Source organism: Roseivivax sp., from assembly GCF_054552075.1.
Genome location: NZ_JBTOLZ010000007.1, coordinates 168,693 through 195,356, shown reverse-complemented (window position 1 = coordinate 195,356; position 26,664 = coordinate 168,693). Strand labels below are relative to the sequence as shown.

The 26,664-nt window shown below is 70.7% G+C and carries 25 protein-coding genes; 12 read left to right on the top strand and 13 right to left on the bottom strand.

Translation table 11 applies throughout. From position 1 onward, the window contains the following. Nucleotides 1-19: 19 nt before the first annotated feature. The 4 genes from ACX938_RS08245 to ACX938_RS08230 are packed head-to-tail and all read right to left on the bottom strand — an operon-like array spanning nt 20 to nt 3,598. On the bottom strand, nt 20-1,267 hold the full coding sequence (locus ACX938_RS08245) for a glycosyltransferase (RefSeq protein WP_459430688.1): 1,248 nt from the start codon (nt 1,265-1,267) through the stop codon (nt 20-22). After that, nucleotides 1,264-2,019: a lysophospholipid acyltransferase family protein gene (locus ACX938_RS08240; protein WP_232754187.1), complete on the bottom strand. Its 756-nt coding sequence runs from the start codon at nt 2,017-2,019 to the stop codon at nt 1,264-1,266. The genes ACX938_RS08245 and ACX938_RS08240 overlap by 4 nt, the downstream gene beginning before the upstream one ends. Then, nucleotides 2,019-2,915, bottom strand: coding sequence for a cell division protein FtsX (locus tag ACX938_RS08235; protein ID WP_459430687.1), 897 nt, complete (start codon nt 2,913-2,915; stop codon nt 2,019-2,021). The genes ACX938_RS08240 and ACX938_RS08235 overlap by 1 nt, the downstream gene beginning before the upstream one ends. Nucleotides 2,916-2,920: 5 nt before the next feature. After that, nucleotides 2,921-3,598, bottom strand: a complete 678-nt coding sequence (locus ACX938_RS08230; protein ID WP_232754188.1) for a cell division ATP-binding protein FtsE — start codon at nt 3,596-3,598, stop codon at nt 2,921-2,923. Nucleotides 3,599-3,749: 151 nt separating this feature from the next. Between ACX938_RS08230 and ACX938_RS08225 the strand changes: the two genes are divergently transcribed. From ACX938_RS08225 to ACX938_RS08210, 4 genes are all read left to right on the top strand, one after another. Beyond that, a complete protein-coding gene (locus tag ACX938_RS08225; protein ID WP_459430686.1) occupies nt 3,750-4,577 on the top strand; it encodes a zinc-ribbon domain-containing protein in 828 nt (275 codons plus the stop codon). 79 nt (nt 4,578-4,656) lie between these two features. Next, nucleotides 4,657-4,992, top strand: coding sequence for an STAS domain-containing protein (locus ACX938_RS08220; protein ID WP_232754190.1), 336 nt, complete (start codon nt 4,657-4,659; stop codon nt 4,990-4,992). Next, a complete protein-coding gene (locus ACX938_RS08215; RefSeq protein WP_459430685.1) occupies nt 4,985-5,473 on the top strand; it encodes an ATP-binding protein in 489 nt (162 codons plus the stop codon). The genes ACX938_RS08220 and ACX938_RS08215 overlap by 8 nt, the downstream gene beginning before the upstream one ends. 618 nt (nt 5,474-6,091) lie before the next feature. After that, nucleotides 6,092-7,666 carry a gamma-glutamyltransferase family protein gene (locus ACX938_RS08210; protein ID WP_459430684.1) on the top strand — a complete coding sequence of 525 codons (1,575 nt, stop codon included), beginning with the start codon at nt 6,092-6,094 and terminating at the stop codon, nt 7,664-7,666. 57 nt (nt 7,667-7,723) lie between these two features. Here the strand turns inward: ACX938_RS08210 and ACX938_RS08205 are convergent, their stop codons facing one another. From ACX938_RS08205 to ACX938_RS08195, 3 genes are all read right to left on the bottom strand, one after another. After that, the gene (locus ACX938_RS08205) at nt 7,724-9,094 is read right to left on the bottom strand and encodes a glutamate--cysteine ligase (protein WP_459430683.1); all 1,371 of its coding nucleotides are present in this window, start codon (nt 9,092-9,094) and stop codon (nt 7,724-7,726) included. A 65-nt stretch (nt 9,095-9,159) separates the two neighbouring features. Beyond that, the gene (locus ACX938_RS08200; protein WP_459430682.1) at nt 9,160-9,684 is read right to left on the bottom strand and encodes a hypothetical protein; all 525 of its coding nucleotides are present in this window, start codon (nt 9,682-9,684) and stop codon (nt 9,160-9,162) included. Continuing rightward, nucleotides 9,681-10,418, bottom strand: coding sequence for a 16S rRNA (uracil(1498)-N(3))-methyltransferase (locus ACX938_RS08195; RefSeq protein ID WP_459430681.1), 738 nt, complete (start codon nt 10,416-10,418; stop codon nt 9,681-9,683). Before ACX938_RS08195 ends, ACX938_RS08200 begins: the two co-directional genes overlap by 4 nt. A gap of 11 nt (nt 10,419-10,429) precedes the next feature. Here ACX938_RS08195 and ubiA point away from each other — a divergent pair, with 11 nt between their 5' ends. The 3 genes from ubiA to ACX938_RS08180 are packed head-to-tail and all read left to right on the top strand — an operon-like array spanning nt 10,430 to nt 13,682. After that, a complete protein-coding gene (gene ubiA, locus ACX938_RS08190; protein WP_232754196.1) occupies nt 10,430-11,389 on the top strand; it encodes a 4-hydroxybenzoate octaprenyltransferase in 960 nt (319 codons plus the stop codon). 59 nt (nt 11,390-11,448) lie between these two features. After that, complete coding sequence (locus ACX938_RS08185; RefSeq protein ID WP_459430680.1) at nt 11,449-13,356, top strand: OmpA family protein; 1,908 nt, start codon at nt 11,449-11,451, stop codon at nt 13,354-13,356. Further along, nucleotides 13,353-13,682: a hypothetical protein gene (locus tag ACX938_RS08180; RefSeq protein WP_232754198.1), complete on the top strand. Its 330-nt coding sequence runs from the start codon at nt 13,353-13,355 to the stop codon at nt 13,680-13,682. Before ACX938_RS08185 ends, ACX938_RS08180 begins: the two co-directional genes overlap by 4 nt. Nucleotides 13,683-14,115: 433 nt before the next feature. Here the strand turns inward: ACX938_RS08180 and ACX938_RS08175 are convergent, their stop codons facing one another. After that, nucleotides 14,116-14,412 carry an HNH endonuclease family protein gene (locus tag ACX938_RS08175; protein ID WP_459430695.1) on the bottom strand — a complete coding sequence of 99 codons (297 nt, stop codon included), beginning with the start codon at nt 14,410-14,412 and terminating at the stop codon, nt 14,116-14,118. Here ACX938_RS08175 and ACX938_RS08170 point away from each other — a divergent pair. Then, nucleotides 14,411-15,613, top strand: coding sequence for a TIGR03862 family flavoprotein (locus ACX938_RS08170; protein ID WP_459430679.1), 1,203 nt, complete (start codon nt 14,411-14,413; stop codon nt 15,611-15,613). The genes ACX938_RS08175 and ACX938_RS08170 overlap by 2 nt on opposite strands. 158 nt (nt 15,614-15,771) lie before the next feature. Here the strand turns inward: ACX938_RS08170 and ACX938_RS08165 are convergent, their stop codons facing one another. The 4 genes from ACX938_RS08165 to leuS all read right to left on the bottom strand — a co-directional run bounded on the left by ACX938_RS08165 (nt 15,772) and on the right by leuS (nt 20,566). Then, nucleotides 15,772-16,362 (bottom strand): glutathione S-transferase family protein, encoded by a 591-nt coding sequence (locus tag ACX938_RS08165; RefSeq protein ID WP_232754200.1) that lies wholly within the window; start codon nt 16,360-16,362, stop codon nt 15,772-15,774. Between the two features lie 121 nt (nt 16,363-16,483). After that, nucleotides 16,484-17,509, bottom strand: a complete 1,026-nt coding sequence (gene holA / locus ACX938_RS08160) for a DNA polymerase III subunit delta (protein ID WP_459430678.1) — start codon at nt 17,507-17,509, stop codon at nt 16,484-16,486. Further along, nucleotides 17,506-18,003 carry an LPS assembly lipoprotein LptE gene (gene lptE, locus ACX938_RS08155; RefSeq protein WP_459430677.1) on the bottom strand — a complete coding sequence of 166 codons (498 nt, stop codon included), beginning with the start codon at nt 18,001-18,003 and terminating at the stop codon, nt 17,506-17,508. The genes holA and lptE overlap by 4 nt, the downstream gene beginning before the upstream one ends. Next, nucleotides 17,990-20,566 (bottom strand): leucine--tRNA ligase, encoded by a 2,577-nt coding sequence (gene leuS, locus ACX938_RS08150; protein ID WP_459430676.1) that lies wholly within the window; start codon nt 20,564-20,566, stop codon nt 17,990-17,992. Before leuS ends, lptE begins: the two co-directional genes overlap by 14 nt. A gap of 521 nt (nt 20,567-21,087) precedes the next feature. On the opposite strand from leuS, the gene ACX938_RS08145 reads away from it, so the two are divergent. After that, complete coding sequence (locus tag ACX938_RS08145; RefSeq protein ID WP_459430675.1) at nt 21,088-22,347, top strand: glycosyltransferase; 1,260 nt, start codon at nt 21,088-21,090, stop codon at nt 22,345-22,347. 238 nt (nt 22,348-22,585) lie between these two features. Here the strand turns inward: ACX938_RS08145 and ACX938_RS08140 are convergent, their stop codons facing one another. Further along, a complete protein-coding gene (locus tag ACX938_RS08140) occupies nt 22,586-23,092 on the bottom strand; it encodes a DUF3576 domain-containing protein (RefSeq protein ID WP_459430674.1) in 507 nt (168 codons plus the stop codon). 281 nt (nt 23,093-23,373) lie between these two features. Between ACX938_RS08140 and ACX938_RS08135 the strand changes: the two genes are divergently transcribed. The 3 genes from ACX938_RS08135 (at nt 23,374) to ACX938_RS08125 (ending at nt 26,602) form a co-directional block, all read left to right on the top strand. Further along, nucleotides 23,374-24,393: a porin gene (locus tag ACX938_RS08135; RefSeq protein WP_459430673.1), complete on the top strand. Its 1,020-nt coding sequence runs from the start codon at nt 23,374-23,376 to the stop codon at nt 24,391-24,393. 83 nt (nt 24,394-24,476) lie between these two features. Next, the gene (locus ACX938_RS08130) at nt 24,477-25,958 is read left to right on the top strand and encodes a tetratricopeptide repeat-containing sulfotransferase family protein (protein ID WP_459430672.1); all 1,482 of its coding nucleotides are present in this window, start codon (nt 24,477-24,479) and stop codon (nt 25,956-25,958) included. Then, nucleotides 25,949-26,602 carry a YggS family pyridoxal phosphate-dependent enzyme gene (locus ACX938_RS08125; protein ID WP_459430671.1) on the top strand — a complete coding sequence of 218 codons (654 nt, stop codon included), beginning with the start codon at nt 25,949-25,951 and terminating at the stop codon, nt 26,600-26,602. Before ACX938_RS08130 ends, ACX938_RS08125 begins: the two co-directional genes overlap by 10 nt. The last annotated feature ends 62 nt before the right edge of the window (nt 26,603-26,664 follow it).

The following is a 26,664-nucleotide window of genomic DNA, read 5'->3' as shown; positions in this document are numbered from 1 at the left end:
AGGCCCAACGCCCACAACCTCAGTCCGCCCCCAGATATCTCCGGATCAGCGCGCTGCGGTGGGCGAAGACGCGGTCGGCGTCGAAGGGGCTGCCGTCGCGGGCGGCGCGGGTGATGAGATCGGCGAGGGCCACGCGGTCGCGGGCGAGCATGGCCAGCTCACCCGCCAGCTCGCGCACCGCGCCGCGGGAGACGAGGCGGCCGCCGCCGGCGGGGTGGATCAGGTCGCGGGCATAGGCGTCGGCATAGCCGAGGATCGGGGTGCCGGAGACCAGCGCCTCGATCAGGTTGCGGGGGCTCTCGGGGGTCAGGTGGCAGAAGAGCAGCACATGCGCCGCGCGGCAGGCCTCGAGCACCGCGGCGCGGTCGCCCAGGAAGCCGGGGAAGCGCACGTGGTCCTCGAGCCCGAGGCGGGCGCACTCGGCCTCGACCTCGGCGCGGGACGGGCCCTCGCCGATCCAGCGGGCCTCGAATGCAACGCCCGCGTCGCGCAGGGCGGCGAGCGTGGCGAGCCAGTCCATCGGCCCTTTCATCGGCGCGAGCCGCCCGACGTAGAGGATCTGCAGCGGGCCCTCGCCCGCCCGGGCGACCTTTGCGGCCAGGGCCTCGGGGGTGATGTGGTCGGCGCGGGTCAGGGAGATGTCGTGCACCATCTCGGCCCGGCGGGCCAGGGGCGCATAGGTCTCATAGGTCTCCTGCCCGTGGAACAGCCCCAGCGTCGCGCGGCGGATCACCATGCGCTCGAGCAGCGCCGTCGGCCCCGCGTAGAGCCGCGCGCGCAGCGCCACCCGGCGGTTGGAGGAGCGCTGCTCGGCGCGCAGCACCGCGGATTCCACCCGGTCGGTCCAGACCGCGAAAGGTCGGCCGCGGCGTTGCGCCAGAAGGGACGCGACCGAACCCCAGTCGCCGAAAAGCCCACCGATGGCGAAACTCAGGTAGTCGGCCTGATCGATCAGCGCGCCGATCTGCCGGAGCCCCGCGGGCAGGGCGCGCAGGAAGGCGTCGGGGCGATAGGCGGCGAGGATCGGCGCGAGGCGCATCCGGTCCGCCAGCGGATCAAGCGCGGTCGCGGGCCGGTAGCCTGGGGGCGGCGGGCCGGGCAGCTCGGGCATGAGGGCGGTGACATGGGCGAAATTGTCGGCCCAGCGGCGCAGCCCCGCGACGGCCTGACCCTCGACGTGCAGGCCAGCGGCGTCGCGATAAAGCGGCACCGGCGCGTAGATCAGAAGGCGGCCCGCGCGGGTCTCCCGCGCCGGGGCGGCTGTCACCGGAGGGCCCGGGCGGGCCGCAGGCCCTCGGGGCCGCCGGCCTCCTCGAGGAGCCGGTCCGAGGCGCCCTCGACCTCGGTCTCGAGCCGGGCGAGGAAGCCGCGCTTGTCGGTGCCCGCGGCGATGCGCGGCAGGAACTCCACCACCGCCGTGCCGGGGCGGCGGTAGATGCCCTTGCGCTGCCAGGTCACCCCGGCGTTGGTCGCCACCGGCACGCAGTCCTGGCCGAGCTGTTCGAAAAGCACCGAGGTGCCGACCTTGTAGGGCGCCTTCACCCCCGGCGCGACGCGGGTGCCTTGGGAATAGATGATCAGCTGGCCGGCCTCGGCGCGGCCCTTCTCGACATCGGCGACCATCTTGCGGATCGCCTGGCCGCGCTTGCCCCGATCGACCGGCACGCAGCCGATCTTCAGCGCGTATTGCCCGATGATCGGCGCATACATGAGCTCGCGCTTCATGATGAACTTGCCCGCGGGCACCGCGTAGAAGATCAGGATGATGTCGAGGAAGCTCTGGTGCTTGGCGGCGATGACCACCTCGTCCTGCGGCACCTCTCCGCGGATCTCGTAGGTCAGGCCGATCATCCAGCGCGCGGTCCAGAGCGTGAAGCGGCACCAGGTCTTGCAGGCCGCGCGCGCGCCGCGCGCCGAGACCAGCGCCCAGGGGAAATAGGCGATGCCGATCACCAGCATCGCGGTGTAGATCGTCACGATATGCGCGAGCGAGCGCAGCCATTGCAGCGCATGGGCCATCAGGCGAGATCCTCCAGAACCCGGCGGGCCGCGGCCCGCGTTGCAACAAGCGCGACCAGCGCGGCGAGGCTCGGCACCGCCAGCGGCCAGAGCCAGCCCGCGCCCTCGAAACCGAGGCCGGTCAGCACGCCGCCGGTGTCGCCGGTGTCGGGCATCAGCGTCACCGCCAGCACCCCGAGCCCGGTGCCCGCCGCCGCGCCCATGAGCGCGCGCAGGGTGAAGCGGCGCACGAAGGCCCCGGCGATATAGGCGTCGGTGGCGCCGACCAGCCGCAGGACCGCGATCACCTGGGCATTGGCGGCCAGCGCGGCATTGGCCGCCAGCGTCACCATGGCCGCCATGGCCCCCGCGATCAGCAGCAGCGCCGCCGCCCCGAGCCAGCGCAGCCCGCCCGCCGCCGCCAGGAGCGGCTCGCGCCAGCGCGCGTGATCGTCGAGCACCGCCCCCGGCACCTCGGCCTGGAGCCTGAGCCGCAGCCCCGCGGCATCGAGCCCTTCCGGGCCCTCGGCGATCTCGATGAGCTGCGGCACCGGCAGCTGGTCGAGCGGCAGGTCGGGGCCGAACCAGGGCTCGAGCAGTCCGCGCTGCTCGCTGTCGCTGAGCGCCCGGGCCTCGGCCACGCCGGGCGTGGTGGACAGGATCTCCAGCGCGCGGGCGGTCTGGCGCGGCATCTCCTCGGCGGGCGCCGAGATCCGCAGCGTGGCCGAGCGCGCCAGCTCGTCACCCCAGCGGTCGGCGAGCCGCCCGGCGGCCAGCGACAGCGCCAGGGCGAAGACCGCGAGAAAGGCCATGGCCGCCGCCGAGAACAGCGTCAGCTGCACCGTGAAGCCCGAGGGCGGCACCACCCGGTCGGCCCCCGCCTCGCGCGAGAAGGCGGCAGAGATATCGGCGCGCATCCCGCTCACAGGTCGGCCCCCGCGAGCTGCAGCCGCCGGTTCGAGATCCGCAGCACCCGGGCCTGCACATGTGCCTTGGCGGCGCGGATCAGGCTCAGGTCGTGGGTGGCGATCATCACCGTCTTGCCCATGCGGTTGAGCTCGATCAGGAGCCGCAGGAGACGCTGGGACATGTCCCAGTCGACGTTGCCGGTGGGCTCGTCGGCCAGGATCACGTCAGGCGACATGATCACCGCCCGCGCTAAGGCCGCGCGCTGCCGCTCGCCGCCCGAGAGCTCGGGCGGCAGCGCATGGGCGCGGTCGGTCAGCCCGACCCAGGTCAGAAGCTCGCTCAGGTCGGATTCCATCGCCGCATTGGCCTCGCCCGCGACGGTCAGCGGCAGGGCGACATTCTCGGCGACCGAGAGGTGATCGAGGAACTGGCAGTCCTGGTGCACCACCCCGATCCGCCGCCGCGCCAGGGCCACGCCGTCGCGGCCGATCCGGGTGACGTCGCGGTCGAAAAGCCGCACCTGCCCCGCGGTCGGCAGCAGCGCGCCGTAGCACAGCTTGAGAAGCGTGGTCTTGCCCGCCCCTGAGGGTCCGGTCAGGAAATGGAACGAGGCCGGCGGCAGGCTCAGCGACAGCTCGGAAAGCAGTTCGCCCCCACCGTAGCTATAGGCCACCTGGTCGAATTCGATCACGCCTGTTCCCTCGCACTCCGGGCCATGTTGTGCCCGAGCATCGGCCCGGTTTCAATCCGGAGCCGCGCCGAAAACGGCTTTAACCGGGGGGACCGCCAGCCTATTGTTTCGCAACGATGATGGTTTGTCCGGCAAGGGTTTCGCGAATTCGATGCGACTGATCTGCCCCAATTGCGGCGCGCAATACGAAGTTCCGACGGAAGTCATCCCCGAGGCGGGCCGCGACGTACAGTGTTCGAACTGCGGGCACACCTGGTTCGAGCATCATCCCGATTTCGCCCCCGAGGACGATCCCGCCCCGGACGACATCACGCCCCGGTCCGCGCTCGAGGCGCATGCGGCCCCCGAGGACGAGGGGCTGCCGCCTCCCGAGGAAGGCCCCGCGCCGGGCGCCGCCGCCACCGCGCCGCGCCGCGAGCTTGACCCCGAGGTCACCAATGTCCTGCGCGAGGAGGCCCGCCGCGAGGCGCTGGCCCGCCGCGCCGAGGGGGGCACGCTGGAAAGCCAGCCCGACCTGGGCCTCGACGCGCCCGCCGAGGACGAGGAGGCCGAGCGCGCGCGCCAGTCCCGCGCCCGGATGGAGAAGATGCGCGGCCCCGAGGGCGAGGCGCCCTCTGCGCCCGCGCCCGCGGAGGCGACGCCAGAGCAGCCCGACCCCAACGCCCGCAGCGGCATGCTGCCGGATGTCGACGAGATCAACCAGACGCTGCGCTCGGCCGGCGACCGCCGCCCGGTCGAGACCCCGCAGGGCCGCGCGCCCGAGCCGGAGGACCGGGGCCGCTCGGGCTACGGACGCGGGCTGATGCTGGTCCTGGTGCTCGCGCTTCTCGCCGGGGCGGCCTATGTCTATGCCGCGCCGCTGGCCGAGATGGCCCCCGCCGCCGCGCCCGCGCTCGAGGGCTATGTGGCCCAGGTCAACGACCTGCGGGCCTGGCTGCAGGCCACCGTCGAGGGGCTGACCGCCCCCGCCGAGGGCTGATCCGCGGAAATCCCGGTCGCGCTTACCTTTTGGTAAGCCCTGCGCCCTACCCTGCGTGCATCCCGGTAGGAGGTGCGGCATGTTGCTGGAAGCGGAAGATATCGGCGCGATCCGCGTGGTCCACGTCTTGGCAGAGCGGATCGACGCCGCCGCCACGATCGAGTTCAAGGACGCGATGCGCGCCGTCACGGCGGGCGCGCCGGGGCGCATCCTTTTGAACCTCGGGCAGGTCGGCTTCGTCGATTCCAGCGGGCTCGGCGCCATCGTCGCGGTGATGAAACACCTCGAAGCCGGCCAGGAGCTGGAGCTGGTGCGGCTCAACCCCACGGTGGACACGGTCTTCCGGTTGACCCGGATGGACACGATCTTCCGCATCCACGACACGCTTGACGCGGGGATCGCCGAAGATGCCTGAGAACGCCGCCGCGCGGACCGGTGCCCAGGATCGCACCCAGGATCGCACCTCGAACCGCCCCCAGCCCGGGGTGGTCCTGTTCTACACGCTGCCCGCCGCACTCCTCTCGGTGCGCGAGACCTGCCGCCGTTTCGAGGCCGACCTGATCGGCGCGGGTTTCGAGGCCGCCCCCGCGGGCCGCGTCGCGCTGGTCTGCGCCGAGGCGCTGAACAACGTGGTGGAACATGGCCAACACGCCGAGGGCGCGGGCGAGCTGCGGTTGGAGTTCTCCAGCGGCCGCCGCTGCCGGCTGCGCATCGCCGACCGCGGCAGCCCGGTGCCCGCCTCGGTCTTCCGCAAACCCGCCCCGCCGGTGATCGAGGGCAAGGTCGGCCTGCCCGAGGGCGGCTTCGGGCTGTCGATCATTCACAGCCTCTCCGACGAGGTGCGCTACATGCGCCGCGGCCAGGAGAACGTGCTGGACATCGTGCTGGCACCCTGAGGGGTGGGTGGCGAGAGGGTGTTTGGGTGTTCTGGGATGGCGCTGCGGGTGGGCTGGGTGCAGCTCCACATGGCGAGTGGGCTCGACAGATGTCGGCGCTTTGGAGGTGTGGGGTAAGGGCCCCCGCGCCAGGTGCGCCGGGCAGGAGCTGAGCTGGGCTCGGGCATGCTGGCAAGAACGGCGCGGGCTCAGGCGCGCCACGACGTTTCCCACCCCCGAAACTGATCGCCTGATCCCGGGACTTATCGCCCGGCGGCCCCCGCCTGCCCCCAACCGGCCCCACCGTGGCCACCTCCCGCCTCATGGTTGCACCGATTCCATCCCGTGACAGCCCATCCGCGCGCGGCCAGCCCCTCTTTCTTCCCCAGCAAAACAACGCCTTACGCGGCACCCATCCCCGCCGCACTCCGCGCCTCAAAAAGACCCCTTTCCCTGCTCAAAAGCGACACAGAGCAAGGCGATAACTCTCCCTGTAGCTGCAATATGCTTCCCTCGGCGTCGCGTCGTAATAGCCCCCACCCAGTGCGCGGCGCCGAGGTCTTCCCCCTCCCTTCCCGAGATTGACGCCCGAAGGATCTGCAGTAGGCTCGCGCCAGTGCAGCCCCGGGGGAGATATTCATGCGCGACTTCCACCTGCCCAGCCGCTCCGCCGTCTTCGCGGAGAACGGCATGGCGGCCACCTCGCATCCGCTGGCCGCCGCCGCCGCGATCGACATCCTCAAGGCCGGCGGCTCGGCCATGGATGCCGCCATTGCGGGCGGCGTGCTCCTGGGGCTCTGCGAGCCGCAGATGACCGGCATCGGCGGCGACTGCTTCGCGCTCATCTCCGAACCCGGGCAGGGCGTCACCGCGGTCAACGGCTCGGGCCGCGCGCCCGCGGGCGCCAGCGCCGAGGCCCTGCGCGCCGCGGGCCACGAGACCGTGCCCGTGCATTCCGCCCAGGCCGTCACCCTGCCCGGCGCCGTCGACGCCTTCGCCCGGATGTCCGAACGCTGGGGCAAGCTGGGCCTCGCCCAGAGCCTCGCCCCCGCGATCGCCTACATGGAGGAGGGCGTGCCCGTCGCGCCGCGCGTCGCCTTCGACTGGGCGGGCCAGCACAAGGTGCTGCAGGGCGCGGCGCGCGACCACTTCCTGCCCGGCGGCGAGGCCCCGCGCCCCGGCACCCGCTTCGCCCTGCCCGGCCAGGCCGAGGTCCTGCGCCGCATTGCCCGCGACGGCCCGAAGGCCTTCTACGAAGGCGAGGTCGCCGAGGACATGGTGGCGAGCCTCCGCGCCCTGGGCGGCGCCCATACCGCCGAGGATTTCGCCGGGGTCGAGGCCACCTTCGGCGCGCCGATCTCGGGGCAATACGCGGGCACCGAACTGCTCGAGCATCCGCCCAACGGCCAGGGCGCGACGGCGATCCTGCTCCTCAACATCCTGAAGCACTTCGACCTTGCCGCGCTCGATCCCTTCGGCGCCCAGCGCGCCCATATCGAGGCCGAGGCCACAAAGCTCGCCTATGACGCGCGCAACCGCTTCCTGGCCGATCCTGACCACATGACCCGGCTCGACCATATGCTCGACCCCGCCACCGCCGAGGCGCTGGCCGGGCTGATCGACCCGCGCCGCGCCCAGGGGGCGACCACGCAGATCGCCGAGGCGGTTCACAAGGACACGATCTACATCACCGTGGTCGACCGCGACCGCATGGCCGTTTCGCTGATCTATTCGATCTTCCACGGCTTCGGCTCGGGGATCGCCTCGGAGAAATTCGGCATCCTGTTCCAGAACCGCGGCGCGGGCTTCTCGCTGACCGAGGGGCACGCCAACGAACTGGCCCCGGGCAAGCGCCCGATGCACACGATCATCCCCGCCATGCTGCAGGAGAACGGCGCGGTCAGCATGAGCTTCGGCGTCATGGGCGGGCAGTATCAATCCACCGGCCACGCGCGGATGGTCAGCAACTGGCGCGACTACGGGCTGGCCCCGCAGGACGCGCTCGATGCGCCGCGCGCCTTCGCCGAGGGGCAGGTCCTGCAGGTCGAACGCGGCTACCCCGAGAGCGTGCGCCGCGAACTGGCCGAGATGGGCCACGCGGTGCAGGTGCCCGAGGGCCCGATCGGCGGCGCCCAGGCGATCCGCATCGACGCGGAGGGCGTGCTGGAAGGCGCCTCGGACCACCGCAAGGACGGCATCGCGCTGGGGTATTGAGCCCCCGCGCGCCCGGCTTTGGCCCCGGTCAGCGCGCCGGGGCCAGGCCCTTGCCCTTCAGTAGGAATATTCCGCGAAGACCGGCCGCACGTCGCCGTCCCAATCCGCGTGGAAGCGGCGGATCAGCTCGTCGGCGGGTGCCTCGCCGCTTTCGATGCTGTCCTGCAATGCGTTCAGGAAATGCGTCTCGTCGGGCAGGAGCCCCCCGGCGCCGGGCCGCGCCCGCGCCTTCAGCCCGCCGCGCGCCAGGTCGAGCACCTCGGCGGCCAGCTCACGCATGTGGCGTCCGCCGACCTCGGCGGCAAGACCATCGGTCGCGGCGGCGACCCGCCAGGCCTCGCGGGTCTCGGCGTCCCAGTCCTTGGCGATGTCCCAGGCCGCATCCAGCGCCCCCTGGTCGTAGGTCAGCCCGACCCAGAAGGCCGGCAGCGCGCAGAGCCGCCGCCAGGGGCCGCCGTCGGCGCCGCGCATCTCGATGAACTTCTTGATCCGGGCCTCGGGGAAGATCGTGGTCAGATGGTCCGCCCAGTCCGAGAGCATCGGCTTCTCGCCCGGCAGCGCCGGCAGCTCGCCCTTCAGGAAGTCGCGGAAGCTCTGGCCCAGCGCGTCGACGTAGCGGCCGTCGCGGTAGACGAAATACATCGGCACATCGAGCGCGTAATCGACCCAGGATTCGAAGCCGAAGCCCTCGTCGAAGACGAAGGGCAGCATGCCGGTGCGGTCGGCGTCGAGGTCGCGCCAGATCCGGCTGCGCCAGGACTTGTGGCCGTTCAGCCCGCCCTCGAAGAAGGGCGAATTGCCGAAAAGCGCGGTCGCCACGGGCTGCAGCGCCAAGGCCACGCGCAGCTTCTGCACCATGTCGGGCTCGGAGGCGAAATCGAGGTTCACCTGCACGGTGCAGGTCCGGTACATCATGGATTTCCCCATGGTGCCGACCTCGTCCATGTAGCGGGTCATCAGCCGGTAGCGCCCCTTGGGCATCATCGGCATGTCCTCGTGGCGCCAATGCGGCGCGGCGCCGAGGCCGATGAAACCCACGTCCAGCTCGTCGGCCACGTCGCGCACCTGGGCGAGATGCAGGTTCACCTCGTCGCAGGTCTGGTGGATGGTCTCGAGCGGCGCGCCGGACAGCTCGAGCTGCCCGCCGGGTTCGAGCGAGACATTCGCCCCGTCCTTCTCAAGCCCGATCAGATGGCCCGACTCCTCGATCGGGGACCAGCCGTGGCGGTCGCGCAGCCCCTCGAGCACCGCGCGCACAGATTGGCGCCCCTCGTAGGGCAGCGGCTCCAGCGTGTCCTTCAGGTAGCCGAACTTCTCGTGCTCGGTGCCGATGCGCCAGTCTTCGCGCGGCTTGCAGCCGGCTTCGAGGTATTCCGCGAGCTGGCCGTGATGCTCGATCGGACCGCCGCCGCTTTGAGGTATGGACATCTGGACGCTCCGTTCAACTCAGCCCCGGGTTTGGGCGACAGGCATGGGCAGGTTCTTCCTGGGTGTCAATGCAGCCGCCGGGCGCGGGGCGCGGGCCCGTCCCGGCGCCACAGCGGGGCGATCCCGCCGCCGCCGGCCTCGAGCGCGCGCAACATGGCGCCCGTGTCGAAGCCCGGCAGCCCCGCGAAGGCATCGAAGAGCCTATCGGCGCCGCTGGCCGTCACCGGAATGTGAAGCGCGGGCCCGCCCTCGTGGTCGATGCGCCAGTGCCGGGGATGCGAGGCCCGGTCGAGCGAGACCGCCGTCACCTCGTCGAGCGCCGCGGTGCCGCCCGAAAGCGGGCCGAAGTAGCTGAGCTGCCGTTCGGTGACCTCGACGATGCCGGGCCCGTCGCCCGCGCCGCGGAAGCGTCCACGCTGCACCCCGAGCCCGAGAAGCAGCAGGCCCAGCGCCACCAGCGCCCAGCCGAAGGCCGCCGCGAGCCAGCCAAGCGCGCCGAGCGCCACCAGGAGCCCCAGCGCCAGCACCGCGCCGCCCGCCAGCGCCTCGCGCCAGCGCATCAGGGCCGCGCGCGCCTCGGGCCGGATCACGTCCAGTCTCCGAGCCGCATCTGCCAGAGCGTCAGCGCCGCCACCGCGGCGGTATCGGCGCGCAGGATGCGCGGGCCGAGCCCTGCCACGGCGGCGAAATCGAGCTCGTGCAGCCGGGCGCGTTCGCCCTCCGAGAAGCCGCCCTCGGGGCCGATCAGCACCGCCCAGGGCGCGCCGCGCCCCTCGGCCTCGGCGAAGCGGGCGGCGCGGGTCTCGGGGCCATGGGCCTCGGCCTCGTCGCAGAACATCAGCCGCCGGTCCTCGGGCCAGTCGCGCAGAAGCTGCGAGAGCTTGGCCAAGGGCGCCACCTCGGGCACGAAACAGGCGCCGCATTGCTCGGCCGCCTCGCGGGCATGGGCCTGCAGCCGGTCCTGGCGGATGCGTTCGGAATTGGTGAACTCGGTGGCCACCGGCAGGAGCCGCCGCACCCCCATCTCGACCGCCTTCTCGACGATGAAATCGGTGCGCGCCTTCTTCACCGGCGCGAAGAGCAGCCAGAGGTCGGGCGGCATCTGCTGGGCCCGGGTCTGGTCCTCGACGACAAGCGTGCCGCCGCGCTTGCCGGCCTCGGCCACGCAAGCGCGCCATTCGCCGTCGCGCCCGTTGAACAGGTGCAGCACGGCCCCCGGCGCCAGCCGCATCACCCCGAAAAGGTAATGCGCCTGCTCGCGCGCGAGCGCCAGCTGTTGTCCCGCCCCGAGGGGCTCGTCTACATAGAGCCTGACCTGAGCCATGGGGGGACCCTATGACCCGACCGGGAGAAGTGCCAGAGGGCCAGATCGCCGATGCGGTCAAAGGCAACTGGGTGGACCGCCACGCGCCCGAGGCGCTGAAGCCCTATTTCCGGCTGTCGCGCCTCGACCGGCCGATCGGCACCTGGCTCTTGCTGCTGCCCTGCTGGTGGGGGCTGTTCCTGGCCATGGCCACGACCGGAACCGCCTCCTGGCACGACGCCTGGATCTTCGCGGGCTGCGGCATCGGCGCGGTGCTGATGCGCGGCGCGGGCTGCACCTGGAACGACATCACCGACCGCGACATCGACGGCTCGGTCGCGCGCACCGCCAAGCGCCCGATCCCGGCGGGCGACGTCAGCGCGAAACAGGCGCTGGCCTGGGGCGTGGGCCAGTGCCTCCTGGCCTTCCTGATCCTCTTGAGCTTCAACGCCGCGGCGATCCTTCTGGGTATCCTCGCGCTGGTGCCGGTAACGATCTATCCCTTCGCCAAGCGCTTCACCTGGTGGCCGCAGATCTTCCTCGGCCTGGCCTTCAACTGGGGCGCGCTCCTGGCCTGGACGGCGCATACCGGCAGCCTCGGGGTGCCGGCGGTGCTGCTCTATGTCGCGGGCATGGCCTGGACGCTGTTCTACGACACGATCTACGCCCACCAGGACAAGGAGGACGACGCGCTGATCGGGGTGAAATCCACCGCGCGGCTCTTCGGAGAGATGACGCCCCGGGTGCTGGTGATCTTCCTCGTGACCGCGCTGGCGCTCATGGCGACGGCGGTCTGGGGCGCGCTCGGCGCGGCGGGGGCGGCTTCGCTGGGGCTGGCGCTCGCCGGGGTCGCGGCCTTCGGGGCGCATATGGCCTGGCAGCTCTCGCGGGTGGACCTCGACAATCACGACGTGCTTCTGGCACTCTTCAGATCCAACCGGGACGCGGGGCTTCTGCCTGTGCTGTTTTTCGCCTGTGCGGCGATCCTGTGATTGCAGCCTTGCCCGCCGCCGCTTAAGACACTTCCGGTTCAGGCAATTGCAGGTTTGACATGCGCCTTTCGACTTTCGCCACGCTGACCGGCACATTTGTCGGCGCCGCCGCGCTTTCGGTGGTGGCCGCCAGCCTTTCGGCCCGTGTGGTCGAGGACAGCTCCGCCGCCGGCGTGGCCCGCATCCTCGAAGAGGACGGCATCACCTGGGCCGGGGTGGACGCCAACGGTCTGCAGCTTTTCGTGCATGGCACCGCCCCCTCCGAGGCCGACCGCTTCCGCGCCCTGTCGCTGGCGGGCCAGGTGGTCGACGCCGCCCGGGTCATCGACGAGCTGAACGTGGTCGAGCCCGAGGCGATCAAGGCGCCGCGCTTCTCGGTCGAGATGCTGCGCAACGACGACCGGATCTCGCTCATCGGGCTGGTGCCCACGAGCTACGACCGCGAGGCGTTGATCGACGGGCTGATGACGCTTGCCGACGACCCCGAGGATCTGTCGGACCTGCTGGAAAGCGCCGATTTCCCCGCGCCCGAGACCTGGGGCCCGGCGATGCGGTTCGCCGCCTTCGCGCTCGCGGATCTGCCGCGCGCGAAGATCTCGGTCAATGCCGACCGGGTGCTGATCGAGGCCATGACGGAAAGCGCCGAGGACAAGCTGCGGCTGACCTCGAAGCTCAAGCAGGCCGCCCCCGAGGACGTCGAGCTGCAACTGGCCATCGAGGCGCCGCGGCCGGTCTTCTCGCCTTTCCCGCTGCAGATGGTCATCGACGAGGAGGGCGCCCGGCTCACCGCCTGCGCCGCCGATTCCGAGACCGCCCGCGCGCAGATCCTGAACGCCGCGCGGCTGGCCGGGGCGGCCCCCGAGAGCGAATGCACCCTGGCGCTCGGCGTACCCTCGCCGCAATGGGGCAAGGCCGTGGCCGAGGCCATCGGGGCGCTGTCGGACATCGGCCAGGGCAGCCTGACCTTCTCCAATGCCGACATCGCGCTGGTGGCCGCCGAGGGCACGCCCGCGGACCGCTTCGACCGGGTGATCGGCAGCCTCAAGGGCGATCTGCCCGAGGCCTTTGTGCTCGATGCCGTCCTGCCCGAGCCGCCGAACGAGGATGACGCCCCGCTCGAGTTCGTGGCCACGCTCAGCCCCGAGGGCCAGGTCGCCCTGCGCGGGCTGATCGACAACGAGGTCACCCGCACCGCGATCGACGGCTATGCCCGCGCGGCCTTCGGCTCGGCCGCGATCCAGCTTGGCGCGCGCGTCGACGACCGCCTGCCCGAGGGCTGGCGCGCGCGGGTGCTGGCCGCGCTCGACGGTCTGTCGCGGCTCGAGAACGGCGCCGCTGTGGTGACGCCCGGGCGGATCGAGATTTCCGGCGACACCGGCAACCCCGACGCCTCCGCCGAGATCACCGCGCTGCTGTCGGAGAAGCTCGGCACCGAGAACTTCGAGCTCGACGTGACCTACAAGGAGAAGCTCGACCCGACCAAGGGCATCCCGACGCCCGAGGAATGCGTGGCGCAGATCAGCGTCATCATCGGCGAGCGCAAGATCACCTTCGAGCCCGGTTCGGCGACGCTCGACGGGTCGGCCAAGGACATCCTCGACGAGGTCTCCGAGCTTCTGAAGATCTGCGGTGACATCCCGCTCGAGATCCAGGGCCATACCGACAGCCAGGGCCGCGAGGTGATGAACCAGCAGCTCAGCCAGGAACGCGCCCAGGCGGTGCTGATCGCCCTGGCCGACCGGCGGGTGCTGACCTCCTCCTACCGCGCGGTGGGCTACGGCGAGGAAGAGCCCATCGCCGACAACGATTCCGAGGAGGGCCGCGAGGCCAACCGCCGGATCGAGTTCACCCTGATCCAGCCCGAAGAGACGCCCGAGGAAGAAACCACGCTCGAAAGCGTTGAAGCCGCGCCCCAAGATGGGGCAGAAGAAGACGGCGGGGCAGGGTCGGACGAGGACACGGAGTGAACCGGATCGAATTCATCATCACCACGGCGATCATCCTCTTCGTGGCCTTCTGCCTGGGCTGGTTCGCCAATTGGCTCGTGCATCGCTTCACCCGGGTCAGCCAGACCGACCTCTCCGAGCTCGAGAAGATGAGCCAGGAGCTGCACGAGGCCGAGGAGACCCGCGACCAGGCGATCACCTACCTGCAGCAGCGCGAGGCCGAGCTGACCAACCAGCTCGCCCAGACCGAGGCCGAGCTGGCCGCCGCCATGGAGGGCCTGCGCGAGGCCCGCCACGAGGCCGAGGAGCTGCGCGCCTACCTGGAGCGCTCGCAGGCGAGCGGGTGAAGACTGCCTAGCGCGGCCTTAGCTGCACCACACTGAAATCAGTTCCAGGCAAATCCCGCAAAGCGCCAACCGCACCGGTAGCGCCCCCTTGCGCCCGAATAGCACCGAAGGTGCCGGGCGCGCGCCGGACCGGCCCCTTGGGCCGGCGCTCTTGCGAGTGGTGAGCAAAGATCGCAGCCAGCCCTGACCTTGTTGGCATAAAGCGCCTCGCTCAGAGGGCAGCAGCGCCGCCCCCCGGTCCGCCGCGCGCCCGGCACCTTCACCCCGGCCTGAGGCGCTCCTTGCCGGATCACGGGGGGCGCCCGGGTAGCCCAACTTCAATCGTCTCGAAACACCTCCGCCGGGCTTGCCCCCAACGGCACCCCAGAGCACCAGCCAAAAGCCCGCTCTACGCCCTCCGCGCGCCCGGCGCCTTCCCCCGAAGACAAGACCCCTACCGCTTCCGCCGCCCTCCAGCCGAGCGCTTGTGAAACGCCGGCGGGCGCTTGGCGACCCAGGCGAGGAACCCCGAGAGCTCCGAATGCGCCCTGAGCGCCTCGGGCGTGTTCAGCTCTCGCGCCAGCTCGGCCTCGGTGAACCGCGCGTGGATCTCGTTGTGGCAGATCTGGTGCAACAGCACGACCGGCCCGCCCTTGCCGCCTTTGAGCTTCGGGACCAGATGATGCAGGCTGCTCTTCGCCTCGGGCGGAATGGGCCGCAGGCAAAGCGGGCAGATCGGATCGTCAACCATGACAGCCAAGATGGCAGCCCCCGGCGGGGGATCAAGCGCGCTGGTGATCGGCGGCGGGCCGGCGGGGCTGATGGCCGCCGAGGCGCTGCTCGATGCCGGCTGGCGGGTCACCCTGGCCGAGCAGAAGCCCTCGCTCGCGCGGAAGTTCCTGATGGCGGGGAAATCCGGGCTGAACCTGACCAAGGCCGAGCCCCCCGAGGAGTTCCTGAAGGCCTATGGCGCGGCGGCCGGTTGGCTCGCGCCGATGCTCGCCGCGTTCGGCCCCGAGGCGGCGGTGCGCTTTGCCGAGGTGCTGGGCCAGGAGGTCTTCACCGGCTCCACCGGGCGGGTGTTCCCCAAGGCCATGAAGGCCTCTCCGCTCCTGCGCGCCTGGCTGGCGCGGCTGGAGGCCAAGGGCCTCGAGGTCCGCACCCGCTGGCGCTGGACGGGCGGCGCGGGGCCCTTCATCTTCGACACGCCCGAGGGGCCGGTCACGCGCACCCCGGATGTCGCGGTGCTGGCCGCCGGTGGGGCGAGCTGGCGGCGGCTCGGCTCGGACGGCGCCTGGGCGGGACATCTGGAGGCCGAGGGACTGGAGCTCACCCCCTTCGCGCCTGCCAACGCGGGCCTGAAGGTCGACTGGTCGCCGCATATGACCCGCCATTTCGGCGCGCCCCTGAAGAACATCGCGCTGAGCGCGGGCGAGACCCAAGCGCGCGGCGAGGCGGTGATCTCGGCCCGGGGGCTCGAGGGCGGCGGGCTCTACCCGCTCTCGCCCGCGCTGCGGCAAGGGGCGGCGCTGACCCTCGACCTCGCGCCCGACCGCGAGCTCGAGGCGCTGGCCCGGCGGCTCGAACGGCCGCGCGGCAAGGACAGCCTGTCGAACTGGCTGCGCAAGACGCTGAAGCTCTCGCCGCAGGCCCAGGCGCTGGTCATGGAATGCGCCCGCCCCCTGCCCCGGGAACCCGAGACGCTGGCCCGGCTCCTGAAGGTCCTGCCGGTGGCGCACGCGGGGCTGCGGCCGATGGACGAGGCGATCTCCACCGCGGGCGGGCTGCCACGGGCGGCGCTGGACGAGGGGCTCATGCTGCGCGCCAAGCCCGGGGTCTTCGCCGCGGGAGAGATGCTCGACTGGGAAGCGCCGACGGGCGGCTACCTGCTGACCGCCTGCATGGCGACCGGCCTCTGGGCCGGGCGGCACGCGGCGCGGTATGGTGGGTAAGCCTCAGGCTGGCGCAGGCGGCGCGGTAAGGTGGGTAGAGGGCAGGCTGGCACCAGCGCCGCGACCGGGCGGCAACGTCTCCCAAGGATCGGCAACATCGCCCATGCCGCGCGTCACCCAAGCGTCTCCATCGCCCTCACGTCGACGCGCGCGGTGCCCTAGGGCAGCGCCGCCGCCCGCCGGTAGGCCTCGCGGTCGCGCAGGCGGCGGGTGTAGGCCTTGAAGGCCTCGGGCGGGTCGGGGAACTTCGCCACCCGCGCCCAGCCGCCGCAATGGCACAGGATGATGTCCGGCACGGTCATCTCCTCGCCCATGATATAGGGCCCCTCGATGCCCGCGGTGATGCGCTCGAGGTTGGCGGCGAACTCGGACTTCAGGCTGTCCTTCACCTCGGGCACGCGCTTGTCCTCGGGCAGCACGAAACTGTGCCGCGCGGCGGTCCAGATGATCGCGTCGAGCTCGTCGAGGATGCGGAAGGTCCAGCTGTCCTGCACCGCGCGCTCGGGCGTGCCGGCGGGACAGGTGAAGGCGCCGTGCCGGTCGGCCAGGAAGGTCAGGATCGCCGCCGAATCGGGGATCGCGCGGCCATCGGCCAGCAGCACCGGCACCTTGCCGAGGGGGCTGGCTTCGCGGACCTCGGCGCTTTGCGGGCCGACGGGCAGATGTTCGTAATCGACCCCCAGCTCCTCGAGCAGCCAGAGCGGGCGGAAGGCACGGGTCTTGGCGGTGCCGATCAGGGTGTAGCGCATGGGAAAGGCGGCCTTCTTGCAAGTCGGGGCCGGAGGCTGCCAGCCCTGCCTTCAGAGTGGCCGAAGCCCCCCGGCTCCGCAACAGCGCCGATCCGGGCGGACCTGCGACGCCCCGGCCCGATCAGCGCCGCGCCAGCATCGCCAGCCGGATCAGCGCACGCTCCACCAGCGCCATCTGCGGCGCCTTCTGGCCCGCCGAGCGCAGCGACAGGTCGGTGTCGGTCAGGATCGTCAGCGCCTGTTCGAGCTTGCGCCCGCCCCAACCCTGGGCCTGGCGGATCATCCGGTCGCGGCGCGGCCCGAAGACCGGCGGCCGGGCCCGGCCCATGCCCGCCTGCGGCCCGCCGGGGTCGGCGGCGGCGGCATGCAGCACGCGGAAATGCCGGGTCGCCATGATCACCAGCGTCACCGCATTGGTGCCCTGGGCGCCGAGGCGCTGCATCACCGGGCCGATCTCGTCGGTGCGGCCCTCGGCCACCACATGCAGGATCTCGTCGACATCCGCCTCGGTCGAGGTCGGCGCCATGAGCGCCACTTCCGCCGCGCTCAGCGGGCTCTCGTCGCCGATCTTGTAAAGCGCGACCTTCTCGATGGTCTGGCGGAAGTCCCCGGGGTCAAGCGTGCGCGCCAGCGCGAAGAGCGCATCGCCGGCCGCGCGGTCGAAGCCGGTCAGCCCCGCGCGCTCGAGGTCGGCCTCGATCTCGGCGCGGCTCGGCGGGTCGTTGTAGATGCCCGCGGCATAGGCGCGCTTGTGGCCCTCGAAGGCCTTGCGCAGCTTCGAGGAGGCCTTGAGTTGCCCCGCCGTCACCACGATCTGCGCGTCGCCCGGCCGCCAGTCCTCGAGCGCGGCGATCACCGCGGGCGCGGCGTTGTCGTTGGCCTCCTCGACGAAGGCCACGCGCGGGCCCGGGAAGAAGCCCTGCGCCTTGATCGCATCGAGAAGCCGCGACGGTTCCTTGCGCAGGTCGCCGCCGGACATCCGGGTGAGGCGCATCTCCTCCTCGCCGTTCGGCCCGAGCAGCGCGGCCACCACCTCCTGGCGCTTCAGCGCGACACGCATGGCGTCCTCGCCGAAGATCAGGAGCCCCGCGGCCTCGGGATCGGGCTTGCGGAAATAGGCGGGCGCGTCGCGGGCCGATAGCTTCATGTCGCGGGCGGCAGCCGGTCGGACATGAAGATCAGCTCCTCGACGATGCGGTCGGCGAGAATCGTGGTCAGCCGCTCCTGCGCGTCGGCCTGGGCGGCGGGGGTCGAGACGATGGAGCCGGTGGCCGAATAGCCCACGAATTCCTCGACCTGGCCCGCGTCGATCACCGTGCCGGTGGCGTCGCGCAGCCGGTAGCCCGCGGTGCCGACAAGGCGGAAGCGGGTGGTGAAACCCGCCGAGGTGGTGCCGAAGTCCTGTTCCTCGGCGCGGATCGTCACTTCGAGCTTGTAGGGGCCGGAGGCGCGGCCCAGCCGGTCCTCGAGCCGCCGCCGCAACAGGTAGCCGTTGCGGTTGTCCGGCGCCTCGACGCGGATCCGGTCCTGCAGCGCCATGGCGCCGCCCGAGGGCCCATAGGCCGGGGCGAAGCCGCAGGCGGCCAGGACCAGGCCCAGCCCCAGGCCGGCCAGAAGGCGGCGGCGTTCAGATGACCACATTCACGATCCGTCCCGGCACCACGATCACCTTCTTCGGTTCGGCGCCGTCGAGCGCCTTGACCACAGCATGATGAGCCAGCGCGGTCTTTTCAACCTCGCCCTTGTCCATGTCCTTGGGCACGGCGATCTCCGCGCGGCGCTTGCCGTTGACCTGGATCGGCAGGGTCACCGTGTCCTCGACCATCATGGCCTCGTCGGCGATGGGCCAGGGCGCATTGGCGATCAGCCCCTCGCCGCCCAGGAGCGCCCAGAGCTCCTCGGCCAGATGCGGGGTCATGGGCGACATGAGCTGCGCCAAAGCGCGGGCCGCCTGGCGCTTGGCCTCGCCGCCCGCCTCGGCCTTCGACAGGGTGCTGGTGAAGGCGTAGAGCCGGGCGATGGCGGCGTTGAAGCCGAAGCTCTCGATGCCCTGGGTGACGTCGTGGATCGCCTTGTGCATCTCGCGCAGGAGGTCCTCGTCGCCGGGCTTGGCCGGCGCCTCGGAGGCCGCAGCCTCGGAGGCGATGCGGAAGACCCGCGCGAGGTGCTTGTTGGCCGCCTCGGCGCCCGCGGCGGTCCATTCCACGTCGCGCTCGGGCGGGCTGTCGGAGAGGACGAACCAGCGCGCGGTATCGGCGCCGTATTGGCCGATGATCGCCACCGGGTCGACGACGTTGTTCTTGGACTTCGACATCTTGGCCGAGGGGATCACCTCGACCTCGCTGCCGTCGGCGCGCAGGAGCGCCTTGCCGTCCTTCAGCTCGACGTCCTCGGGGTAGTGATAAACCGGGCGCCCGCCGGCGCCGGTGGTCTTGTAGATCGCATGGGTGACCATGCCCTGGGTGAAGAGCGCGTTGAACGGCTCGCTCGACTTCGCGGGCAGATGGCCGGTCATCTGCATCGCCCGCGCGAAGAAGCGCGAGTAGAGCAGGTGCAGGATCGCGTGTTCGATGCCGCCGATATACTGGTCGACGTTCATCCAGTACTCCGCCTCGGCCAGGTCGGTCGGGGTCTCGGCCCGGGGCGCGGTGAATCGGGCGAAATACCACGAGCTGTCCACGAAGGTGTCCATCGTGTCGGTCTCGCGCTTGGCCGCCGCGCCGCAGGCGGGGCAGGAGACATCGCGCCAGCTCGGATGCCGGTCGAGCGGGTTGCCCGGCTGGTCGAAGGAGACGTCGTCGGGCAGGCGCACCGGCAGGTTCTCTTTCTTCTCGGGCACCACGCCGCAGGTCTCGCAATGCACCACCGGAATCGGGCAGCCCCAGTAGCGCTGCCGCGACAGGCCCCAGTCACGCAGGCGGAACTTGGTCACGCCCTGGCCGACGCCGTTCTCCTCGCAGAAGGCGATGGCGGCATCGACGCCCTGCTCTCCGGTCTGCGCCTCCTCACCGGCGAAGCCCTTGATGTAGCGGACGGTTTCCTGCTTCGGCGGCACATAGGCCGGGCCGCCTTCCTCTGGCAGGATGAAGGTGCCCTCCTCGCCTATGGCAGGGGCGTAGACGGTGCTGACCGGCAGCTCGTACTTGCGCGCGAACTCGAGGTCGCGCTGGTCATGCGCCGGGCAGCCGAAGATCGCGCCGGTGCCGTAGTCCATCAGGATGAAGTTGGCGATATAGACCGGCAGCTCCCAGGAGGTGTCGAAGGGATGGCGCACGGTGATGCCGGTGTCGAAGCCGCGCTTCTCGGCGGTCTCCAGCTCTTCCTCCGAGGTGCCCATGCGGCGGCAATCGGCGTTGAACGCGGCGATCTCGTCGTCCTCGCGCTCAAGCGCCCGGGCCAGCGGGTGGTCGGGCGAGATGCCGACGAAGCTCGCGCCCATGAGCGTGTCGGGCCGGGTGGTATAGACCTCGATACGGTCGAAGCCCTCGGGCGCATCCGAGGTCGAGAAGGCGAACTGCAGGCCGCGGCTCTTGCCGATCCAGTTGGCCTGCATGGCCTTGACCTTGGCCGGCCAGTCGTCGAGCCCTTCGATCGCCTCAAGCAGCTCTTCGGAATAGTCCGAGATGCGGAAGAACCACTGGGTCAGCTCGCGCCGTTCGACCAGCGCGCCCGAGCGCCAGCCGCGGCCGTTCTCGACCTGCTCATTGGCGAGCACCGTCATGTCCACCGGGTCCCAGTTGACCACCGCGTTCTTGCGGTAGACCAGCCCCTTCTCGAGGAAGTCGAGGAACAGCGCCTGCTGCTGGCCGTAGTAGTCCGGGTCGCAGGTGGAAAATTCGCGGCTCCAGTCGATCGACAGGCCCAGCGGCTTCATCTGGCCGCGCATGTCGGCGATGTTGGAATAGGTCCAGTCCTTCGGGTGCCCGCCCGAGGCCATGGCCGCGTTCTCCGCCGGCATGCCGAAGGCGTCCCAGCCCATCGGGTGCAGCACGCTGTGGCCGGTCGCCAGCTTGTAGCGCGCCACCACGTCGCCCATCGTGTAGTTGCGCACGTGGCCGATGTGGATGCGGCCCGAGGGATAGGGGAACATCTCGAGGACGTAATACTTCGGCTTGTCGTCCGACCGCCGGGCCTCGAAGGTTCCGGCCTCGTCCCAGGCCTGTTGCCATTTCGGCTCGATCTCGGCGGGGCTGTAGCGCGACATCGGGGCGTCCTTTTCCAGCGGCTGTCAGTCGGGTGTTGCAGGCCGCGTGATAGGGCGCGGGGGCGGCGGCGTCCAGCCCACCGTGGCGGCGGCTTGCTGCGCTTGGGCCGCGGTTGGGGCGGTGCGGGGTGGTCGGGGGGCGGTGCGCTCTCGCGGGGAGGCTTCGGGCGCGCCTCGGCTGGGCCCCTGCCCTCGGGCTGTCGCGTGGTCCGGTCAGTTCCCGGCTTGGCCCTGACCCCGGGCTGTCGCGTGCTGCGCTCAGACCCAGGTCTGCACCGCGACCCGTCGCGCGGTCCGGCCAGCGGCCAAATCTCTGCCTCCGCCAGCGCCTCTCCACTGTGCGGGCGCCAGGCTCCTGCCTGCAGCCCGGCCCCTGCCCGACCGTTCCGCTCTCACGCCCAACGGGCAGGATGGGCACAGGTCACCCGCCAACCGCCGCGCGAGGATTGGCGCGGAAGGGTGCGCCGTGTCAGATCGGGCACGGGGGCCCGCCCCCGGGACAGCTTCGATCACAGGCGCGCATGAAGATCCTCTGCATCCACCAGAACTTTCCCGGCCAGTACAAGCACCTCGCCCCGGCGCTGGTGGCGCGCGGCCACGAGGTCCGCGCCCTGACCCTGCGCGTCAAGGAGCGCACCACCTGGAAAGGCGTGGACGTGCTGCCCTACAAGGTCGAGGGCCGCTCGACCAAGGGTGTCTTCCCGCTGGCCGCCGACTTCGAGACCAAGCTGATGCGCGCGACCTATTGTTACCGCGCCGCGCTCGCCCTGCGCGACCAGGGCTTCAGCCCCGACGTGATCCTCGCCCATCACGGCTGGGGCGAGAGCCTGTTCCTCAAGGATGTCTGGCCCGAGGCCCGCCTGGGCCTTTACTGCGAGCTCTACTACAGCTCCGACCCCGCGATCACCGCCTTCGACCCGGAGTTCGCGCCGAAGAACATGGCTGACCAGCCGCTGAAGCTGCGGCTGAAGAACTTCAACAACCGCATGCACGAAGAGATCATGGATTCGGGCCTCTCGCCCACGCGGTTCCAGGCCGACACCTTCCCGGAGGTCTTCCAGGACCGGTTGAGCGTCATTCACGACGGCATCGACACCGAGGCGGTGCGCCCCGACCCCGAGGCGCGGCTCGACCTGGGCGAGGGCCGCGCGCTGACCCGCACCGACGAGGTGGTGACCTTCATCAACCGCAACCTCGAGCCGCACCGGGGCTACCACGTCTTCATGCGGATGCTGCCCGCGCTGCTGAAGGCCCGGCCCGAGGCGCAGGTGGTGCTGCTTGGCGGCGACGGGGTGAGCTACGGGTCGCGCTCGGCCTCGGGCAAGAGCTGGAAGGAGATCTTCATCGAGGAGGTCCGCGACCAGATCCCCGAGGAGGACTGGGCGCGGGTGCATTTCCTCGGCCGGGTCTCCTACGAGCGGTTCCTCTCGGTGATCCAGGTCAGCCGGGTGCATGTCTACCTGACCTACCCCTTCGTGCTGAGCTGGTCGCTTCTCGAGGCGATGAGCGCGGGGGCGGCGGTGGTCGCCAGCGACGTGGCCCCGGTGCGCGAGGTGCTGGACCATGACGTCACGGGCCGGCTGGTGGATTTCTTCGACCAGGAGGCGCTGCTGTCCGAAGTGACGGCGCTTCTCGAGGAAGGTGAAGACCGCGCCCGCCTCGGCGCCGCCGCGCGCGCGCATGTGGTCGGGCAGTACGATCTGCGGCGGGTCTGCCTGCCCCAGCACCTGGCCTGGGTGGAGCAGCTGGCGAAGAAGAAGGGCCGGTTGCCGAAGGATTGAGGTGGGGTGGCTTCCTGCGCAGGGGCGCGAGCGCCCCCGTTCCGAATGCTGGTCCGCACCTCTGATCGAGAAAAACGCGCCGCTACAGGAGCGTTCTTACCAAGCGCCTTTGCAAGCCGCCCGCGCTCGCCTTCTGCTCAAGCCACCTTCACCACGCGCCCAAAAGAAAACCCGCCACCCTCGATCCGAGGCGGCGGGCTCTCCCAAAATCTCGTCAGATCCCCGCAGGGCAGCGGGATCAGAAGCGCGAATCCTGCTGCCGCAGCTGCCGCGCGCGGGTCAGGATCGCATCCTCGACCGCCAGCACCGTCGCCGCGCTGGCCGGGCCCGAGCGCGTCTGCAGCGCCAGGTTCAGCGAACGCGCGTCCAGCGCCGGATCGGTGACATAGATCGTCGCGCGGTAAGGCTGCCCACCGCCCGGCGGCGTGCCGTAGCCGGTGGTGATGACGCCGGTGAAGGGATCGATCGATTCGATCGGCAGGAAGTTCAGCGTTTCCAGCGAAGCGTTCCAGATGTAGCGGTTCACAGCGCCGATATCCTGGGCGTCGCCGCGATTGCGGAAGATGTCCCAGATGGTGCTCTCGGGCGGGCCCTCGCGGCCGTAGACTTCCTCGTCGAGGATCTCCTGGGCGGGCCGGGTCTCGACCGGCGCCGCATCGGGGCTGCGCTGGAACATGCCGCAGCCCGCCAGCGCCGCCAGCGCCGGAATGAGCCAGAGCCCTCTTGCGATGCGCAGTCCTGCCATGTCCCCCGTCCCTTACGGCCCGTTTCGTCGCAGACCTCATTAACGGCCGCGTCGCGCCCCGACAAGCGGTCAATGCCCCGCGCTCATGGGAGCATTTGGCCCCTGCAGGAGCGCCCCGCCCCGTCTGCGGCGGCTTTGTGGCAAATGTGCATCATGGAACGAGATGTTCCCGAGGCCGTCCCGCCGCCGCTTGCAAGGCCAGCCCCCGACGGCGCATAGAGACCCCATCAAGGCCGGGGCATCCGGATTGGTATGTGCCTTACGAACACATGAGGGAAACAATGAAAAAGCTTCTTCTTGCATCCACCGCGCTGGTTGCTACCGCCGGGGTTGCCCAAGCCGATGTGGCTCTGTCGGGCTCCGCCGAGATGGGTATCTACGGCGGCGAGGACATCGATACTCAGTTCTTCACCGACGTCGACGTCACCTTCACCATGTCCGGTGAAGCCGACAACGGCCTGACCTTCGGCGCGTCGATCGACCTCGACGAGTCCGACGGCGGCGACTCCACCTGCGTGGACGCACCTGGCGTGGCCGACAACGTCACGGGCACCACCTGCGCCGTGAACGGCGACTCCGACGCGTTCGACCCGAACGTGCAGGGCGGCGAGTCGATCTTCGTGTCCTTCGGCGGCGCGACCCTGACCATGGGCGACACCGACGGCGCACTCGACGCACGCGTTCCGGAAATGGCGCTGGCAGGCGGCTCGCTTGCTGACGACGAAACCGCGCACAACGGCTTCGACAACGGCGCGATCCTCGACGGCGCCGGCGGCGACGGCCAGATCGCACGCTTCGACTACGCCTTTGGCGCAGCCGTCTTCTCGCTCTCCGCTGAGCAGGACGCAAACGGCGCAGGCGACGAGCCGGTCATCGGCGTTGGTGTCAGCTACGCAGCTGACGTGTCGGGCATCGACATGAACGTCGGCCTCGGCTACCAGAAGCAGGAAGACAACCGGGCGGTCACCTCGTTCGCTGTCACCGGCGGCTTCGCCAACGGCCTGACCCTGGGCGCCACCGTGAGCAACTGGGACCTGGACGGCGTTTCCGACGACGCGACCCACACCGGTCTCGGCATCGGCTACGAGATGAACGCTCTGGCCATCGGCTTCAACTACGGCCAGTACGAGCTCGACGGCGACCAGACCAGCGGCTGGGGCCTCGCAACCGTCTACGACCTGGGCGGCGGCATCTCGCTGCGCGCAGGCTACGGCTGGTCCAGCGAAGACGAGATCGGCAGCTTCGGCGGCGCGACCGAAGACTTCGACACCTTCTCGCTCGGCGCGAAGATGTCCTTCTAATCTCCCCACGGAGATTTGGATGGAAGAGCGGGTCCTTCGGGCCCGCTCTTTTCTTTTGTGCGGGGGCGGCTTAGACCGAAGCCATGTCGCGCGCGCCCCAATCCCGCACCGCAAATCCCGCCGCAGCCCGCTACCAGGCGGGGCTCTCGGCGCTGCAGGCGGGGCGGCTGACCGAGGCGCGCAGCACCTTCGCGGCGCTCGATCGCGCGCATCCAGACCAGCCGGAAATCCAGTTCCAGCTCTCGCGGCTGGCGCACCTGGAAGGCGACAGCGCCGCCCGGGCCCGGCATCTCGACAGCGCGCTTGCCAAGAAGCCTGATGAGCCCGCGCTCCTGCAGGAGGCGACCGAGGCTTTTGCCCGCGCCGACCGACCCGAGGATGCGCTCGCGGCCTTCGACCGGCTGATCGCCAAGGCCCCGGGGCAGATCAAGCCGCGCGCCGACAAGGCGCTTTACCTCCAGCGCATCGGGCGCTTCGCCGAGGCCGAGACGATCTTCCGCAAGCTCCTGGCGAAACACCCGCGCGAGGGCGCGCTTTACCGGATGTTCTTTGCCACGGCGAAGCTGAAGGCCGATGACCCGGCGCTCAAGAGCCTCGGCCAGGCGCTGCGGCACAGCCAGGTCAGCGGCGAGGCCCGGGTGCAGGGGCATTTCGCCATGGCCAAGGCGCGCTTCGACCTGGGCAAGCACGATGCCGCCTTCGACGAGCTGGCCCGCGCCAACCGCCTGCAACGCAAGCTCGCGCCTTATGACGCCGAGGCGCGGCGCACCGAACAGCAGGCGATCCGCGCCGCGCAGGAGGGCGCCGACCTGACGCCCATGGGCGAGCCGGCGGACCTCCGCCCGGTCTTCGTCACCGGGCTGCCGCGTTCGGGCACGACTTTGGCCGAACAGATCATCGGCGCGCACAGCCAGGCCGCCGCCGGAGGCGAGCTGGCCCATGCGCTGAAACTGGTCTGGAAGTCCTTCACCGCCCAGGGCCGCCTCGCGCCGCTCAGGAGCGCCAGCGAGACGCAGATCCGCGACCTCGCGCGGGCCTATCTGACGCTGGCGCGGCGCGACACCGGGGCACAAACCGGGGTCTTCACCGACAAGTCGATCCAGAGCCACCTGATCTACGGCTACCTCGCCCGCGCCCTGCCCGGCGCGCGCTTCATCGTGATCCACCGCGACCCGCGCGACATCGCGCTGTCGATCTACCGCAACCACTTCGCGACGGGCACGCATCGCTACGCCAACGACCTGGGCGACATCGCGGGCGTCATCAAGGACTTCCGCGCCAGCGTCACCTACTGGAAGGGCCGGCTCGGCGATCGCATCCAGGAGTTCCGCTACGAGGACCTGGTCTCCGCGCCCGACACCGAGGCCCCGCGCCTCGTCGCCGCCGCCGGGCTCGACTGGGAAGATGGCTGCCTGCGCTTCCACGAATCGGGCGGCGCGGTGAAGACCCTCTCGGTCGCGCAGGTGCGCGAGCCGATCCACGCCGGCCGCCGCGCGGCCTGGGAGAAACACGCCCACCAGCTGGCCCCCTTCATCGAGGCCTGGGGAGACGATCCATGGGACTGAGCGACATCACCACCCGCATCCGCAAGGCCGAGGAGGCCGCCGGCCGCAGTGCCGGTTCGGTCGAGCTGATCGCCATTTCGAAGGTCCAGCCCAACGCGCGGGTCGAGGCCGTCCTCGAGGAAGGCCACCGCGTCTTCGGCGAGAACAAGGTCCAGGAAGCCGAGGGCAAATGGCCCGACTTCCAGGCCCGCTTCCCCGGGACCCGGCTGCACCTGGTCGGGCCGCTGCAATCAAACAAGACCCGCCGCGCGATGGAGCTTTTCGACGCCATCCATTCGGTCGACCGCCCGAAGCTCGCGCGCAGCATCGCGCGCATCGCCGAGGAGACGGGGCATTGCCCCGATCTGTTCGTGCAGGTGAACACCGGCGAGGAAGAGCAGAAGGCCGGCATCGCGCCCGCCGATGTCGACGGCTTCCTGGCCGAATGCCGCGAGATGCAGCTGCCGGTCAAAGGCCTGATGTGCATCCCGCCGGTCGAGGAGACGCCCTCGCTGCACTTCGCGCTTCTGGCGAAACTGGCCGAGCGGAACGGGCTTTCCGGCCTGTCGATGGGCATGTCGGGCGACTTCGAAGAGGCGATCTCCTTCGGGGCGACCCATGTCCGCGTCGGCTCCGCGATCTTCGGCGAACGCGTCTACGACTGAGGCCCCGGGGGCCGCTCCGCGCCCGGGTGACAACCCCCGCGCCCGCCCCTATAAGGCGCGCG

Excerpts from the sequence above, each read along its gene's own strand:
- ACX938_RS08240 (WP_232754187.1), bottom strand. The coding sequence starts at position 2,019 with ATGGCCCATGCGCTGCAATGGCTGCGCTCGCTCGCGCATATCGTGACG.
- ACX938_RS08235 (WP_459430687.1), bottom strand. The coding sequence starts at position 2,915 with ATGCGCGCCGATATCTCTGCCGCCTTCTCGCGCGAGGCGGGGGCCGAC.
- ACX938_RS08225 (WP_459430686.1), top strand. The coding sequence starts at position 3,750 with ATGCGACTGATCTGCCCCAATTGCGGCGCGCAATACGAAGTTCCGACG.
- ACX938_RS08220 (WP_232754190.1), top strand. The coding sequence starts at position 4,657 with ATGTTGCTGGAAGCGGAAGATATCGGCGCGATCCGCGTGGTCCACGTC.
- ACX938_RS08215 (WP_459430685.1), top strand. The coding sequence starts at position 4,985 with ATGCCTGAGAACGCCGCCGCGCGGACCGGTGCCCAGGATCGCACCCAG.
- ACX938_RS08210 (WP_459430684.1), top strand. The coding sequence starts at position 6,092 with ATGCGCGACTTCCACCTGCCCAGCCGCTCCGCCGTCTTCGCGGAGAAC.
- ACX938_RS08205 (WP_459430683.1), bottom strand. The coding sequence starts at position 9,094 with ATGTCCATACCTCAAAGCGGCGGCGGTCCGATCGAGCATCACGGCCAG.
- ACX938_RS08195 (WP_459430681.1), bottom strand. The coding sequence starts at position 10,418 with ATGGCTCAGGTCAGGCTCTATGTAGACGAGCCCCTCGGGGCGGGACAA.
- ubiA (WP_232754196.1), top strand. The coding sequence starts at position 10,430 with ATGACCCGACCGGGAGAAGTGCCAGAGGGCCAGATCGCCGATGCGGTC.
- ACX938_RS08185 (WP_459430680.1), top strand. The coding sequence starts at position 11,449 with ATGCGCCTTTCGACTTTCGCCACGCTGACCGGCACATTTGTCGGCGCC.
- ACX938_RS08170 (WP_459430679.1), top strand. The coding sequence starts at position 14,411 with ATGACAGCCAAGATGGCAGCCCCCGGCGGGGGATCAAGCGCGCTGGTG.
- ACX938_RS08175 (WP_459430695.1), bottom strand. The coding sequence starts at position 14,412 with ATGGTTGACGATCCGATCTGCCCGCTTTGCCTGCGGCCCATTCCGCCC.
- ACX938_RS08165 (WP_232754200.1), bottom strand. The coding sequence starts at position 16,362 with ATGCGCTACACCCTGATCGGCACCGCCAAGACCCGTGCCTTCCGCCCG.
- holA (WP_459430678.1), bottom strand. The coding sequence starts at position 17,509 with ATGAAGCTATCGGCCCGCGACGCGCCCGCCTATTTCCGCAAGCCCGAT.
- lptE (WP_459430677.1), bottom strand. The coding sequence starts at position 18,003 with ATGTGGTCATCTGAACGCCGCCGCCTTCTGGCCGGCCTGGGGCTGGGC.
- leuS (WP_459430676.1), bottom strand. The coding sequence starts at position 20,566 with ATGTCGCGCTACAGCCCCGCCGAGATCGAGCCGAAATGGCAACAGGCC.
- ACX938_RS08145 (WP_459430675.1), top strand. The coding sequence starts at position 21,088 with ATGAAGATCCTCTGCATCCACCAGAACTTTCCCGGCCAGTACAAGCAC.
- ACX938_RS08140 (WP_459430674.1), bottom strand. The coding sequence starts at position 23,092 with ATGGCAGGACTGCGCATCGCAAGAGGGCTCTGGCTCATTCCGGCGCTG.
- ACX938_RS08135 (WP_459430673.1), top strand. The coding sequence starts at position 23,374 with ATGAAAAAGCTTCTTCTTGCATCCACCGCGCTGGTTGCTACCGCCGGG.
- ACX938_RS08130 (WP_459430672.1), top strand. The coding sequence starts at position 24,477 with ATGTCGCGCGCGCCCCAATCCCGCACCGCAAATCCCGCCGCAGCCCGC.
- ACX938_RS08125 (WP_459430671.1), top strand. The coding sequence starts at position 25,949 with ATGGGACTGAGCGACATCACCACCCGCATCCGCAAGGCCGAGGAGGCC.